We start from the raw sequence: 14,318 nt of genomic DNA, 5'->3' as shown, positions 1-14,318 counted from the left end.
TGTATGAGGATAAATCTTCTACACGCTCTTTCGTTTTTTGAGGCTATGAAGCTTTACTTATCTTTTTTTGGCAAAAAACGCCCTAATCGTAAAAACGAGTAGGACGAGTAGACTCGTGTTACCACCTAAATTCGCAAATAGCTCACACTATTTGCCTTATCCAGTACGTGTTCATACTGCTACTGTTATAACGAGTGCCATTCTCGTCGTAACCTAAATTTTATTTCTCCGTGTATGATTTCTGTAACTCGGCCAAATTTAGTTTTTTCATTTTCAGAAGCACTTGCATTACATGGTCAATCTGCTCCGTTGTACCGTTTTGCATCATTTCGTCCATCACGCTCGGTACGATTTGCCAAGACAAGCCATACGGATCTTTCAGCCAGCCACATTGCTCCGATTTAGGAACGAAAGAAAGCTTTTCCCAATAGTAATCAATCTCTTCTTGTGTGTCGCAGTATACCATAAATGAGATGGCTTCGTTGAAACTGAATTTATGTTCATGCGCACTGTCCATTGCGACAAACCACTCGTTTTCCAGCATCATATCAGCAAACATGACAGTCCCTTCTTTGTCAGGTTCCATGCCTTTAGGGTAACGTACGAGACTGCCCTGCTTTGCGTCCTTAAAAATGGACGTATAAAAATGAATCGCCTCTTCCGTTTTACCACATTTTTCACCGACAAACAAAAGGGACGGCACTATCGCAGGTCGCTCTTCACCTTCTGGGTTAGTCAGCATTAACTGCCATGACAGACCATATTTGTCTTGGATCCAACCATACTTTTCACTAAATGGATATTGACCAAACGGCATTAACACTGAACCACCTTCGGACAACTTGTCCCAAACATCCCTTATTTTCTCTTCCGCATCTTTTTCTCTCGACGGATCAAAATTAACCATGAAGGAAATGGATGGATTGATCTTAAAAAATGGACCACCGTCAATCGCCATGAACTTTTGTCCCCAAATTTCAAAAGAAACTTGATCACAGTCACCAGATGGTGTATCACGCAGTGTTGTGATATCTGTAATTTGAGAATGCGGGAAAATAGAAGCGTAAAATTCTGCTGCTTCTTTTGCCTCTTTGTCATACCATAAATGTGGAACGATTTTTTGGACTATTTTGGTCATAGTTATTCCTCCTGATTTTTTTATAGGACAAAGTTGTTCGTTTCTTTTCAATCACTTCATGGATATTATACCGTAATCAAAAGAGACGACATACAAAAGTACATGTCTCGTTTTGGCTCTGGGAAACCCAACATTCAGATTCCTATTTCCCGCATTTTTGCCGTAACCTCTTCGACCCTAGCGTCAATATCCGTCCCAACAAACTTCGGAAGCTTCAACTCGCTCACAATTTTTCCATCGCGCATAAACATAACTCGCTCCGTCCGTGCTGCAACCTTCGCATCGTGCGTTACAAGCATAATCGCAGTACCGCTTGCGTTGATTTCGGAAAATATGTCCATTATCTCCTGTGCTGATTTTGAGTTTAGTGCCCCCGTAGGCTCGTCGCCGAAAATGATTTTAGGATTGTTCATAAGTGCGCGGCATATTCCTGCACGCTGAAGCTGACCTCCCGAAACCTGTGTAATATCACGACTTTCAAGCTCCTCAATGCCTACTCTTTTCATAAGCACTCTTGCCTTTTCCAAAATATTCGCGACGTTTTTTCTGTTGTCACGCATAGATGGAAAAATGATATTGTCGAGTATATTCAGGTTTTTAAGCATCGTCGGCTGTTGAAAAACAAATCCCATTTTGGTTCTACGTATATCTGAAAGCTCCTTCTCTTCGACCGCCGATAAATTCTTACCATCGAAAAAGACGTTTCCACCGTCAACACTGTCCATTCCACTAAGCGCAAACATTAGCGTCGATTTTCCCGAGCCTGATGGTCCCATAACTGCAACGAACTCGCCCTCTTTTATTTCAACCGTCACTTCGCTTAGAACATTGTGCTTTTCATCGCCCTCACCGAAAGATTTTACGAGATGATCACCGATAATAATCTTGTTCATACTTTACTCCTTTATATGTTCGGATATTTTTATTTTTCCAGCATTTGATGTACCAATTATCGTTGCAATAAGAACTGCACAAACCATTAATAGTGGACTAAGCAGGTATACTGAAAGCGGATTGACCACAAATGTAAACGACGACGCTCCAAACAAGGAGATCATCGCGCCAGCAAGTACTTCTCCAAGCGTATTTGCCAAAAGCGTACCGACAACTATGCCTACTATTAGTACGATTATGGACCGTGAAATATATTGCACCCTAATATCCGCGTTTGTAAAACCAAACGATTTCATGACTGCAATGGAATGTCTATCCTTTACAACAAGCATTTTCATAAACAATAGAGTAACCAGTACCGTAATAATCAGCGCAACGGCAACTGAGGCAGTGGATGCCTTTTCGACGGAATTAATTGTCGAACCGAATGTCTGTGACACAAATTCATTAATAGCTGAAACTTTCGCGAAATTAAACAGGTTCGCATACTGCGTGACCTTTCCCTCTACTATAGATTTATCTGAAAACTCCACGGAGATAATGCTCCACATAACATCTGCCGTATGGTCATTAAAAACAGCCTTTGCGGTTTTGCCACCGTTCGTAATGTCAGAATATATTCCGCTTACTGAGAGATTTTTCTCCTTCCCTTCCATCACTAACGTAATAACATCGCCAACTTTTTTGCTTAGCTCATCAGCATTCAACGTCGAAAGTGCAATTTCATTTTCTTCAGTCGGTGCCCTACCTTCAGAATAATTTATCGGGAAAATGGAATGATCGCCGAGTTCAATTTTTATATTTTCCTCCGTACCTTCTTCTGTCTTAGCTTTGAATGTTTTCGTTGTAAAAACAGCAGCCTTTGAAACGGAACTGTCACTGTTCATCGTCTTTAAAATATAATCCGCTTTTTCAGAGATATTGTCAGTCTGCTGAATGTCCATGCGCATATCGTAGTTTCCGATTCCCATATAACTGATAAAGCTATTGGAGGAAATCGTGTTGGATAAGTTTTGCGGAACAATAATGATAAATGTCGAAAGAACCAACACCATTAAGCTAGTGGCATAAAGCTTTTTCCTTACGAGAACATCTTGGGCACCTAGAAAAGTATTCGTGTTAAACAATCTATTTCTGCTCAAGCTAAAATACTTTGCACTAGCGCTCTTTTCCTGGGAAGTACCAAAGCGTATTGCTTCTGCAGTGGATATTTTCCGAAAGCTTCTCAAAATGAAGTTAACATAAAGAATAATTGCAAGAAATACAAGGAGAATGCCGATTATGCCGAAAAAGTAAGCAAAAGAAGCATTTTCACTTTCCCCCATATATAGGCGTATGTTTTCTAGCAGTCTGCCTTGGAACACAAGCGATAAAATATACCCAAATATACTGCCTGTTGCGGCAATAGTGATGTATTTCGAAAGATAAATCTTCTTTATGTCCGAAAGGCGTAGCCCAATTGCTTTCATCACACCAATTTCACGGTAATCATCTTCGATTTTCGCAAGTAGCGTAAAACGTATGCACATAAATGCGATAGTAACGACAAGTACACTTACAAAAAGGATAACCGCAATCATCATCCCATCGGAAATTGCATTCATCAATTTGAAAAGCGTATAGGTAACTGTCGGCCCGTTCGCTTCAAGCCCTGCTGTGGCATAAGCTGTTTCAAATGCGCCGATCGCGGAGAAATCCTTTAATCTAAACTCGATCAGATATTCCATACTTCCTAGGTTCTTCATGTCCGCATAATCATTGCTGCTTACAAGAAATCGCTTAGATGCGGAGAGTGTGGAATTCATCGTTGAATCACGTAGAAAACCCGCAACGATAAATTCCTTCCCACTTATGACAGCCCTATCACCGACCTCTGTCGCGTTGTTCTTCCTATAACTTACCGGCACATAAATCTCACCATCTGATACATGGATGATATGCCCATTCAGATCAAGTAGATAATCGAATTTTTCACTTTGTACGCTAAGACCATTGTCCTGAACACTATTTGCAAGTGATTGATCGCCTAACATAATTTGCGCACCGTCTATGCCTAAAAATTCAACCACTTGAAACTCTTCGACATTTGTATGTTGCTCTGCAAAAGATGTTAGCCGTGCAGTATCTATTTCTCCCGAATGCATCTGCATAAAATGTGGAGTTTTAGCTTGTGTCATAAGCGTATCTATCGCACCCGAAAGATTTACGACGAGTATTGCTGCAAGCGAAACAAGCATAGCCGAAACAGCAACAAATACCATGGTTGTGAAGCTGATTGCTTTGCTTTTTAATATGTCATTACGGATTATTCTAAAATTCATAAGTCACCTCTGTTTTCAAGATAAGACACTTGTAAAACAAAAACTATAAAACTTACTACTCCCCTAAAATATTCTCCTCCCTTTCATTTATTAAGTCTTCTTTCTTGTAACTATACAATTGAACTAAATTTTACTTATCAGTCTATTACTTGATTTTCACCTAAGGCTTTAGACTGATTAATAAGAAGAAGAAAACACAAAAAACCTTTTCAATTAAAATGGAAAGGTTCATGTATATATTATAGTTTAGAAAAAAATAAGAGCTATCATTACTAATAACTCATCTCTTCCAAACGGGAATCCATATTTCACTTTTAAATGTTGGGGAAGTTACATCTTTACTTTCATTCCAAAGGATTTCTGGACCTTCTATTTGTTCATAGTGAGAGGAAGGAAACCATTCTGAGTAAATTCGCCCCCATACATTTTGTAGTGTTTCAGGAAAAGGTCCAACTGCTTCGAATACGGCCCATGTAGCAGCTGGTACTTCAAGTATGGTTAAATTATCTGGACATTCTTTTGTTGTTGCTACGCCAATGTAATGGTCAAGTTCCCCCTTTTCCTCCATCCTGCCTTCAGAGAAATTTATAGATGCACTCAACAGTCCTACTGGCTCGATATTAGATAGTTCTTTCAGTTTATTAATCATTTTCATATCTAAGCTTTGCCACATAGAAGCAATCTCTGGATTAACGCCATTAAAAATAATGGGAACCCTTTTTTTAATTCCTATAATGCGAAATGCTTCTTTTTCTTCCATTCGATAGTTCATTTCACTGCCTCCTTTTATAGATAATTGGAAGGACATTGATGGATAAGCTTTTAATGAATGACCATTCTTTCTAGCTTCTGATGGTGTGATACCATGCAATTGTTGAAACGCTCTAGCAAAAGAATCTGGTGAGTTGTACCCGTACTTGATCGCTATATCAATGACCCTAATGTTGTTATCTCTTAGTTCAAATGCTGCAAGCGTAAGCCTTCTTCGACGGATATACTCAGATAGTGTAGCTCCTGCAAGGAAGGAAAACATCCTTTTAAAATGATATTCAGAACAATAAGCACGCCTAGCGACTTCCGTAAAGTCTATATCATCCGTAAGATTTTCCTCAATAAAGTTAATGGCACTATTCATATTTTGGAGCAAATCCAACTCAATGACCTCCTTATCCTCCATAGAATACCAGTAAGTGAATTCAATCATCCGACATTTTGTGCACTAATATGTAGGGTTTCTTTCATCCTCGAACTACCCTTTAGTTGATGTATATTTTAATCTAAAAAACCCCTTCTGGAAATGAACAATAGAAGGGATTCAAAACATACTTGATTACCGCCAGAATGTGGAACAATCTGCCTTATCCAAAATATTAAACTCAATCATTTTCTCAAGTAATGAATAATCCACTGAACCATTCCACGGAATACGTACCAACTCCTTAGTATGATCATAACCAGCCTTCACAATAACTTCAGCAACATGATTCATCCCTGCTTGTTCAGGGGCAACCGCTAAATGATTTTTAGATACGCTAAAGCCAATGATATAGGTGCCATGATCGGTAAACATCGGTTGATTCCACTTAATTTCTTCATTTAAACTTGGAAATTTCTCAGATACCCATGCCAAAACTTCTTCCGTTCGCTCCCGGTGTTGCGGGTCATCAATACGCGCTAAATATGCTGCAAAATCTTCCATATCATTCACCCCTAAAATATAAACTCTTAAACGTCTTTATTGTCATTGAGAGCTAATCCCTATATATCAACCTTCATTAATCCACTTATCAACTTAAATGCTCTTATTCGTTTAGACATAAAAAAACCCCGTTAGATAATCATATCCAACGGGGTGTACCGGTGCAACTTTATTAAAAATCCTTTTATTCCTGATTAAACCACAGTGGATCTTTGTCATCAACCTCGCCATTATAATTGATTAGAATTTCATCTCCTGCATTTATATCCGTGTATGCATAGAAATCAAATGTGTGATTTTTAAAGTTGATCTCATAATTTGCATTGGGTTCATAAGAATGATTAAACAACATTCCATACCCAAGAAGGATAGCCGATTTATTTGTTCCATATTCAAAAGCATAATCACCGAGTAGCGTTTGCTCAATGTATTGATGCTCGTCATTTGGATATGCAATGACAGGCGCTTCATGGAAAAGTTGCCCTTTTTTAATGTCACATGTAGCAAATACTCCTCTATTGAATTCTCCATCACTTAATGTAGATGTTTTTACCTCAATCATGTTTGTTCTCCTACTCATGTTTAAAATTTTCTTACTAACTGTAACATTAATTTGCACATGGAGCTCTTTTATTTGGTTATTTTATACGATTTTATGGACATCAATCAACATTTATAGCTTAAGAATATGTGAAGAACTATAAAGGAGTGAAAATCAGTGGAAACTATCGTTAATAAAATACTTAATGATCTAGATCTACAAATCTTAAATATTCTGCAAAATGGAGCACAGATTAGCAATTCTGAAATTGCTAAACGTGTTAATCTGTCTCCGCCTGCTACTCACGCACGAATCAAAATCTAGAACATGTAGGATATATTAATCATCATGTTGCAATTTTAAATCAAGAAAAGCTTGGATTTGATTTATTATCTTTTATTTTTATGAGTACGAATATTCATCAAGCCGAGCTGCTAGAAGCCTTGGAGAAAGCATTAAAGTCTATGCCAGGGCTTACATAATCGGGTCATCCTTCTTGCTCCCTTAGCAAAGCCCTATCATTCTGAGCCCATTCGGCAAAAGTTTCAGTCCATCAAGAATGATTGGGATGTGAGTGGTAATCCTTCTTTTCGTGCCGGCATCAGTGCGACTTATAACAGCCTGCAATCGATTAAAAAACTATACGATGAGGCGAACAAAATGCTTACTTACTTGGCTTCACGTAATCGATTAGATGTCATTCGGTACGAAGACATTGGGCTAAACCGACTCTTTTTAAACCAACAACCTGAGGAAATCGCACAATTTATCGATGAAGTCTTTTTGCCTCTCACTTCTGATAACGAACAGAAAACAGAGTTGGAAGAAACCCTGCTCACCTATTTCGAAACAAACCGCTCTGCTACAAAAACGGCCAAAAAACTTCATATTCACATCAATACACTGTACCAACGCCTCCGGAAGATTGAGCATTTACTGCAACTGGATCTAAGCGACAACGAAGACTCCTTAAAAATCCAGCTTGCCTGTCATTTGCGATCTACATATTCTTGAACAAAGTGTTAGGAAGCAGGTAGTAGCACAATTCTGAATTCAATGTCAAAGCAGGCAAATGAGGAATTGAGAGTAGGCAGCTCCTCGCCCTATACGTTATTTTGCTAGAAAAGCTCCTGACCGCAAATTAAATGCGGGTCAAGAGCTCTTTTATAGAATACTTAGTTGTCATTATGCTTTAACTAATATTCCGCCTTCTTTTAGGTATTTTTGAATTCCTTCAGATGCACGATACGAAAGTGCACCAAGTGTGCCAGTTGGATTGAAACAACTATTATGTGGGAATGCAGATGCACCTACCACAAATACATTTTCAGCTTCCCACATTTGTAGGTATGTGTTTACAGCAGATGCTGCTGGGTCAGCACCCATAATAACACCACCTGTGTTATGTGTGTTGGAATCTTTGTTTACGTTAAATGGAGCTTGTTCTTCATTTGTATCAATAATATCTGCACCAATTTCTTCTGCAATTTTACGCGTGATAGTTGACATGTATTTACCCATCGCACGGTCATTATCTGTATATTCATATGTCATACGTAATAATGGATATCCAAATTCGTCTTTAAATTCTGGGTCAAGATCCAGGTAATTTTCTTTATGTGGTAAAGAAGCACCTTGTGTTTTAACTGGGAAGTTTGAGTTAGCGTATTTAATAGATTTTTCTTTAAACTCTACACCCCAGCTTGGTGTTCCAGCAGGTACACGGTTTACTGCAATTGGACGGTCACCATATTGTGTTGAACGAACGCCAGCACCATGTATGAAGTCTACTTCAGAATGGTCAAAGTTGTCCCCCATATATTCAGCAATCTCAATACCTAATGCACCTGCACCACCATATAGGTTAAACTCTCTGTCCTCGAAGAATAGCTGAGAACCTCCAGCAGTTATTTGATAACAGTAGTTTTTACCGATTGTCCCTTTACCTGTTTTTGGATCATAAGGAGTACCAATACCAGAGTTTAGAAGTAAACGAGCATTGTTGAATACATAACTTGCAACTACAACTACATCTGCAGGTTGCTCAAATTTTTCTCCGGTTAACATATCAACATAAATAACTCCGGTTGCTTTACCACCATTTTTAGTTAATTCTACAACATTAGAATGTGTACGAAGCTCTAGCTTACCTGTTTGTTTTGCAACCGGAATTACCGTTACAGCAGGGTCCCCTTTAGCTCCATATTCACATCCAAAGTTTTCACAATATGCACAGTATTGGCATGCCGCACGAGAGATGCCATCTGGATTGGTATAGCTTTCAGAAAGGTTGGCTGCAGGTATAACGAAAGGTTTGTATCCCAAGCTTGTTGCTGCTTTTTCAAATTCTTTCATTAATGGTGTTTTCACTAATGGAGGCGTTGGATATGGATTCGTACGTTTCCCCCATAGTTCTACTGTTTCACCTGAAATACCAGCCATTTTTTCGAATGTATCGTAATATGGTTCCATTTCATCATAAGTTAGACCCCAGTCGTTAAGACCTTCCATCCAAGCAGGAATTTTTTCGATTCCGTAACGCTCAATTGTTTTCGTACGAATTTCGAAATCATAAGGTAAGAAACGATAAGTTTGTCCATTCCAGTGACTACCTGCACCACCAACTCCGTCCCCTACTATGAATGTACCATAGTGACGCATCGGTAAAGCTTTACCTGATACTGTATTACGATATGTAATCGTTTCTTTCGAAAGGTCTTGCATTAGCTCTGTTCGATGTTGGTAACGAAGTTCATCATGTCCCATTGTATAATCAGCTGTTGTCCGGTCTTTACCCCGTTCTAATCCAACAACATTTATTCCTGCTTTCGTTAGTTCAGCTGAGACGATTCCACCAGCCCATCCCATCCCTACTACTACGACAGGTACTTTAGGTAATTTTGTAACCATTTATATGTCAGTCCCTTCTATTATTAATGTCCCATATGAGAATTTAAACTTTGTGGTTCCAGTTCGATAAATTTCTCATCTTGTATTTCAGTCACGTATTGTATACGAGAACCTGGATATTTACGCATACTCCAGCCAAGCATTTTATTGTTACCGCCATACATTGGGTCTGCATATACACCCTCAATAGTTAATGTACGTAGCAAACCGAAAAATTGCGAAGAAGAAACATTTCCATATAATGCAACTTTACCTTCACTAAAAGCCTGTAGAACTTCATCTTGTTGAGTAGCTTCTAACTCTTTAAAGTTAGCTGCAAACTGTTCGTTACTATAAGTGTCTAAGCTACCTAAACCAGCTAGGAATAGATCTTTACGAAGCATTTTCGTTTGTGGACCTTGGTTTTCTTCTGCTTTATAAAATGCACCTAAACGGTAATCCTTTACATTAGAACCCCATGGACTAGCCAATTGGTGATCAATATATATAGCAGCGTTCAGTTCTTTGGCTCCAGGACCATTTGCATCTTCTGGGAAAATACGTTCCACCGCTGCTTGAGTAACTTGATATTGGTTTGGTGTGAAGAACATTAGAGCTACATTTGGATTAGCGGTAGGCGTTGCTGCGTGATTGTGAGTATCAGTAGTGGTTGTTGATTTATCATCTTTTACTAGAAGACTTCCTAAAGCTCCACCTAAGACAACTCCACCTACTGTCAAACCAGAATTTTTGATAAATGTACGTCTAGACGAACGTTTGTCTAAAACGGAATTTTTCTTTTCTTGTTCTGACATAATAAAACCTCCCATAATATTAATAATTTACTATTTAGCTAATTAAATAAAAAACGCGCAAAAATTACTCTTCTTTTAATGCATAATAGAGCTCCAATTATAAACAATCGTATGAAGAGCTGAAAAAACAAGTAATGAAGCTATAAAAATGGTGTATTTTCTTCCTGTCCAACAAAGAACAATGATGGCTAAACCAATACCAGAACCTAAAAGGGCAAACCAAGGGAATGGACTATTATGAAAAAAGAGTAAAAGTGCAAAATCAGCTACGATAAAAAGGGCAAGTAGCACCTGATTGAGCATCCTCAATTCTTCTAAATTGTACTGAGTCATACTTATTCTCCTTTCTTATGCAATAATTAGAACTATTAAAAAAGATAATTCTGCATACAAAATCATCTTTTCTGTATGCAAAACAACATCCTTCATTTTACTACATTCTTTTGTTATTTGTACACATTAAAGATTAAGTAGATGAGGATATATGATTATTCACTGTTTCTTCCTCATCAACTTGGTTGTAATAAGAAACGTTTTTAAAATTTGTGAAACAAGAATTAGTTATTCCATTAAAAGCCGCATTTCCAGAGTATGGATCTGTACTTTTTTGCATGAAAATCCCATTTTCTTGAACAAAACATTTAAAGAAAACTGGATATTTATAGTGAATTTAGGAAGTGGTTTTGAAGATGACTAAAAAAACTTTCTTATAGGGGGCTACTGCTTTTAGAATATAAAGAAGTGAATAGAAAAAAACGAGGTTTTGCAGAAAATTGTTAAAGGGATTTTAGTTTGTTATTTATTGCATTGGTCGAGTATGGAGTTTATTGGGCATTCTTTGATATGAGAAGGTTATTGACAGAAGAATATTTCACAGAAGAGACATCGACTGATGGAAAATACGCCGTAAAAGCATATGCGATGGAGGTGCTACAACGTCTTATGCTGTTCGTGGTGAGTTATTTATTGCAATTATCGAGAAAATACTGCAAATATTACTTGGCTGGACAATGATACAGTAATGTAACGGGCATACATTAGATGTATCAAATGATAAATTTCGGAAAGACCTCGAAACATTAAACTATAATATTCATTAGGAAGGATAGAATTTTAAAAGGTTATTCTGAACGTAAATAGCAATTCCATATAACATCTGGCTATTATTACGGTGATTCATACTTTTAAACGTTTTTTAAAGTTTAAACCGCTTAAAACTCTAATACTGTCCATTCCTACCAATAGTCTCCAGAGTATAATTCATATCTTTATATAAATGTTTGGTCATTAGTTCGCCCGCAAGTTCTTCATTCTTATTCTTAATGGCTTTGTAAATTTCTTCATGCTCATCTATTAAATGTGGACGATTATATATATCAAGCCTTAGACTAAACAAATAGAAAATTGTCTGAGCTTTTTCTAATCTTTCAACCATTAATGGATTTTGGCATTCATTTATAATTAATTCATGAAAGCGTTGGTTTGCACTGTATATTTTTTTGGATTGTCCTTCCATAAGCAAATTACGAGATTCCTTTATGGTATTCTCAAGTTCTATTATCTTTTCAGTTGTCATATTTTTCGCTGCTCTTTTTGCTGCAAAACTTTCTAGAACTATGCGCATCTCATATAGGTATATCAAATCTTGTGCAGTGGGACTATAGATAAGCTTATTTTTAATTAAACCTTCTTGCTCTAGTCTTTTAATCGCTTCACGAATTGGTGTACGACTAACACCGACCTCATCCGCAAGACGTTCTTCTACGAGCTTCATTCCGCCTTGATAAGTTCCATCCAGCATACGTTCTTGAATGTATTCATAAGCCAATTGTTGGGCATTCACTTTGTTTGAAACCATATCTAAACCCCTTGAAATTATTTTAATTCATACACACCTATTATACTTTATAAATTATTTTATTTGAAGAATACTACATCAGTTAAAAGATTATTTCGTTTAGACTAGTGATGAGCTATATATGTTATGTTGGAATAAAGTTCGATTAAAAATACCTCGAAAACCAATATTTTACGTAAAATAAAAAGACCCTGTTTTGAAAAAAGATTGATCAAAACGGGGTCATGCTATTTTGCCTCGTTTAAATGGACAATTCAAATGATAAAAACTCAGACAGTTTTTGTTCATGTTTATCGAGCATAATCTGCTCCGGCTTGATGCCCTGCTCACGCAGTACTTCAATGTTCTGTACGAGGAATTCGTCGCTACCGACAACATAGAAGAGTCCATCCTTATCTGCAGCAAGGTTTTTCACTTCTTCATAATAGTCTTTACGATTATCGATGAACTGTGATGTGAACTTCTTGTCAGGTGCAGATTCAAAAATATGAGTGAATAAAAAATCCTTTGACGAATCAATGTTCAAGGAATGAATTTGATTGACGTTGTCAGCACGTTCGAAATAATCAAGTACAAGCGGCCTGAAAGTAGCCAGGCCAACACCTGATGACAACAGGTATACATTTTTGTCTTCCCTTTTTAGCGGCACATTCGAATGAGTTTTAAATATTGCAACTTCATCGCCGACTTCAAGATTTCTTAAAATCGTTTTGAACTCAGAGCACACCTCTCTGATGCGTGTTGTGATTCCGATTGAATTTTCTTGCGGTAGAGTAGAAATCGACATGTGACGAATCAGGCTGCGGTTTGGTTTATCTCCAGCATTAAAACCTTTCAGTGCGAAGTGGGTGTGGGAGCCTTCTTCCCATGTAAAGCCTTCCGGACGGTCGAGCAAGTACGTTTTAACCTCAGGTGTTTCTTCAATAATCTTATTTATTTTAGTCCAATATATTTGCATTATATATTCTCCCTACTCAGTTATATGTATTGTTAATATCTAGTATACAATAAATGATAACTATTCTCAATTAATAAGTTTATTAGTTTAAGTGAAATCCTTCGCAATATATAGTTACTTTAACATAAGCATTCAATAAAAAATCATCTTTCAAAAAACTAGAGAGGTGAAAGAACTATTTTAAATACTTATTTTCTCACTAGCGTCGCATTAAAATAATTCAACACTAGATTTAAATCTGAATTTTCCGCAATATAATTTCTCCATAAAAAAATCCTTTATAATGGTTTGGTGGTAGTAACCTATCCAAATCCACTAAAAAGGACAGGGCCTGTAGATCAAACAAACTTTCCTCTAAAAGCTTGGAGAAGAATTACTTACTCAGTACTGACCTTACAGGAGAGTTTTCTATACGGGGATCCTTTATACATGGACAGCTTGGTAGTTCCATGTCGGGACATTTTCCTGTTCATACCAGGAGGAAGAGATGTAAGTGTGTGGTCCCTGAAACATCACCAATATTTCTTCGGTGGTTTCGAATGTCCGCCACTGGGGATTCCCATAAGCCATATGCCCCGTTATATAGAATGCATCTTCTTCCTGCAGCAACTGCAACGGCAAATGAGTCGCAATTGGTCTGCCTTTTTTTTGTTGTGACAAGCGTTCCAAACGAATTCAGTTGAGTGTTTTGGTCATGATCAAGTCTACTTGCTCATCATCGCCCATATAAAAAGAGTGAGCGCCCGTTTGGAAAAACCCTTTTTTCTGATAGAAAGCAATCGCATTTTCATTTTCTTCCCATACGCCTAGCCAGATTTTCTCTTTCTTCTGTTCTTTCGCTATTTGCACCGCTTTATTCAGCAGGTGCTTCCCAAAACCATGTTTTTGGAATTTCTTCTTCACATAAATTCGCTCAACTTCAAGTGAGTCATCGCCCATTGCTTCCGATTGGGCATCACCGGTATTGATCTTCAGGTATCCAGCGACTTCCTGATTAAAATAAACAAAAAAGAATTGCGAAGACTGATTGGCCAATTCTTCTTCTAGTTGGTTCAAGTTGTATGCCCTTTCCAAATAGGCATTTAAATGTTCAGCGGAATTCTGATCCTTAAAAGTCTCGGTAAATGTTTCCACACTAACTGCTTGGAGGTCAAGTGAATCTTCAAGGGTACATTTCTTTATCGTCATAAAATTAGGCCGCTCCT

At 37.6% G+C, this 14,318-nt stretch carries 14 protein-coding genes and 2 pseudogenes; 3 read left to right on the top strand and 13 right to left on the bottom strand.

Annotation, left to right across the window (positions count from 1 at the left end; genetic code table 11):
* Positions 1-220: 220 nt before the first annotated feature.
* From FG383_RS07165 to FG383_RS07140, 6 genes are all read right to left on the bottom strand, one after another.
* Positions 221-1,138 (bottom strand): VOC family protein, encoded by a 918-nt coding sequence (locus tag FG383_RS07165; protein WP_142606386.1) that lies wholly within the window; start codon positions 1,136-1,138, stop codon positions 221-223.
* 134 nt (positions 1,139-1,272) lie between these two features.
* Positions 1,273-2,031, bottom strand: a complete 759-nt coding sequence (locus tag FG383_RS07160) for an ABC transporter ATP-binding protein (protein ID WP_142606384.1) — start codon at positions 2,029-2,031, stop codon at positions 1,273-1,275.
* Positions 2,032-2,034: 3 nt separating this feature from the next.
* Positions 2,035-4,353 carry an ABC transporter permease gene (locus tag FG383_RS07155; protein ID WP_142606382.1) on the bottom strand — a complete coding sequence of 773 codons (2,319 nt, stop codon included), beginning with the start codon at positions 4,351-4,353 and terminating at the stop codon, positions 2,035-2,037.
* A 280-nt stretch (positions 4,354-4,633) separates the two neighbouring features.
* Positions 4,634-5,506 carry an AraC family transcriptional regulator gene (locus FG383_RS07150; RefSeq protein WP_142606380.1) on the bottom strand — a complete coding sequence of 291 codons (873 nt, stop codon included), beginning with the start codon at positions 5,504-5,506 and terminating at the stop codon, positions 4,634-4,636.
* Between the two features lie 177 nt (positions 5,507-5,683).
* On the bottom strand, positions 5,684-6,052 hold the full coding sequence (locus FG383_RS07145) for an iron chaperone (RefSeq protein ID WP_142606378.1): 369 nt from the start codon (positions 6,050-6,052) through the stop codon (positions 5,684-5,686).
* A 184-nt stretch (positions 6,053-6,236) separates the two neighbouring features.
* A complete protein-coding gene (locus FG383_RS07140) occupies positions 6,237-6,614 on the bottom strand; it encodes an SET domain-containing protein (RefSeq protein WP_142606376.1) in 378 nt (125 codons plus the stop codon).
* 156 nt (positions 6,615-6,770) lie between these two features.
* Here FG383_RS07140 and FG383_RS07135 point away from each other — a divergent pair.
* Positions 6,771-7,063 (top strand): annotated as a pseudogene (locus tag FG383_RS07135) (Lrp/AsnC family transcriptional regulator); the annotation flags it as partial.
* A gap of 190 nt (positions 7,064-7,253) precedes the next feature.
* Entirely contained in the window at positions 7,254-7,607 is a 354-nt protein-coding gene (locus FG383_RS07130; RefSeq protein ID WP_142606375.1) for a PucR family transcriptional regulator, read from the top strand.
* A gap of 171 nt (positions 7,608-7,778) precedes the next feature.
* Here the strand turns inward: FG383_RS07130 and FG383_RS07125 are convergent, their stop codons facing one another.
* From FG383_RS07125 to FG383_RS07115, 3 genes are all read right to left on the bottom strand, one after another.
* Entirely contained in the window at positions 7,779-9,503 is a 1,725-nt protein-coding gene (locus tag FG383_RS07125) for a GMC family oxidoreductase (protein ID WP_142606373.1), read from the bottom strand.
* A gap of 23 nt (positions 9,504-9,526) precedes the next feature.
* Positions 9,527-10,297: a gluconate 2-dehydrogenase subunit 3 family protein gene (locus FG383_RS07120; protein ID WP_142606371.1), complete on the bottom strand. Its 771-nt coding sequence runs from the start codon at positions 10,295-10,297 to the stop codon at positions 9,527-9,529.
* 75 nt (positions 10,298-10,372) lie between these two features.
* Entirely contained in the window at positions 10,373-10,630 is a 258-nt protein-coding gene (locus FG383_RS07115) for a hypothetical protein (protein WP_142606369.1), read from the bottom strand.
* Positions 10,631-11,089: 459 nt separating this feature from the next.
* On the opposite strand from FG383_RS07115, the gene FG383_RS07110 reads away from it, so the two are divergent.
* Positions 11,090-11,311 carry a DUF5412 family protein gene (locus FG383_RS07110; protein WP_425467635.1) on the top strand — a complete coding sequence of 74 codons (222 nt, stop codon included), beginning with the start codon at positions 11,090-11,092 and terminating at the stop codon, positions 11,309-11,311.
* 205 nt (positions 11,312-11,516) lie between these two features.
* Here FG383_RS07110 and FG383_RS07105 read toward each other — a convergent pair whose 3' ends face one another.
* From FG383_RS07105 to paiA, 4 genes and pseudogenes are all read right to left on the bottom strand, one after another.
* A complete protein-coding gene (locus FG383_RS07105) occupies positions 11,517-12,155 on the bottom strand; it encodes a GntR family transcriptional regulator (protein WP_142606367.1) in 639 nt (212 codons plus the stop codon).
* Between the two features lie 241 nt (positions 12,156-12,396).
* A complete protein-coding gene (locus tag FG383_RS07100) occupies positions 12,397-13,113 on the bottom strand; it encodes a ferredoxin reductase domain-containing protein (RefSeq protein WP_142606365.1) in 717 nt (238 codons plus the stop codon).
* Positions 13,114-13,539: 426 nt separating this feature from the next.
* Positions 13,540-13,792: pseudogene (locus FG383_RS07095) on the bottom strand (FMN-binding negative transcriptional regulator); the annotation flags it as partial.
* Positions 13,789-14,301, bottom strand: coding sequence for a spermidine/spermine N(1)-acetyltransferase (paiA, locus tag FG383_RS07090; RefSeq protein WP_142606363.1), 513 nt, complete (start codon positions 14,299-14,301; stop codon positions 13,789-13,791). The pseudogene FG383_RS07095 and the gene paiA, both read right to left, overlap by 4 nt.
* Between the last annotated feature and the right edge of the window lie 17 nt (positions 14,302-14,318).

Source organism: Psychrobacillus soli (genome assembly GCF_006861775.1).
Lineage (GTDB): Bacteria > Bacillota > Bacilli > Bacillales_A > Planococcaceae > Psychrobacillus > Psychrobacillus soli.
The sequence above is the reverse complement of the archived record's forward strand: the minus strand, read 5'-3'. Positions and strand labels throughout refer to the sequence as shown.

Bases quoted from the DNA above. Each gene is read 5' to 3' on its own strand.
- FG383_RS07165 (WP_142606386.1), bottom strand. From the start codon at position 1,138: ATGACCAAAATAGTCCAAAAAATCGTTCCACATTTATGGTATGACAAA.
- FG383_RS07160 (WP_142606384.1), bottom strand. From the start codon at position 2,031: ATGAACAAGATTATTATCGGTGATCATCTCGTAAAATCTTTCGGTGAG.
- FG383_RS07155 (WP_142606382.1), bottom strand. From the start codon at position 4,353: ATGAATTTTAGAATAATCCGTAATGACATATTAAAAAGCAAAGCAATC.
- FG383_RS07145 (WP_142606378.1), bottom strand. From the start codon at position 6,052: ATGGAAGATTTTGCAGCATATTTAGCGCGTATTGATGACCCGCAACAC.
- FG383_RS07140 (WP_142606376.1), bottom strand. From the start codon at position 6,614: ATGATTGAGGTAAAAACATCTACATTAAGTGATGGAGAATTCAATAGA.
- FG383_RS07130 (WP_142606375.1), top strand. From the start codon at position 7,254: ATGCTTACTTACTTGGCTTCACGTAATCGATTAGATGTCATTCGGTAC.
- FG383_RS07125 (WP_142606373.1), bottom strand. From the start codon at position 9,503: ATGGTTACAAAATTACCTAAAGTACCTGTCGTAGTAGTAGGGATGGGA.
- FG383_RS07120 (WP_142606371.1), bottom strand. From the start codon at position 10,297: ATGTCAGAACAAGAAAAGAAAAATTCCGTTTTAGACAAACGTTCGTCT.
- FG383_RS07115 (WP_142606369.1), bottom strand. From the start codon at position 10,630: ATGACTCAGTACAATTTAGAAGAATTGAGGATGCTCAATCAGGTGCTA.
- FG383_RS07105 (WP_142606367.1), bottom strand. From the start codon at position 12,155: ATGGTTTCAAACAAAGTGAATGCCCAACAATTGGCTTATGAATACATT.
- FG383_RS07100 (WP_142606365.1), bottom strand. From the start codon at position 13,113: ATGCAAATATATTGGACTAAAATAAATAAGATTATTGAAGAAACACCT.
- paiA (WP_142606363.1), bottom strand. From the start codon at position 14,301: ATGACGATAAAGAAATGTACCCTTGAAGATTCACTTGACCTCCAAGCA.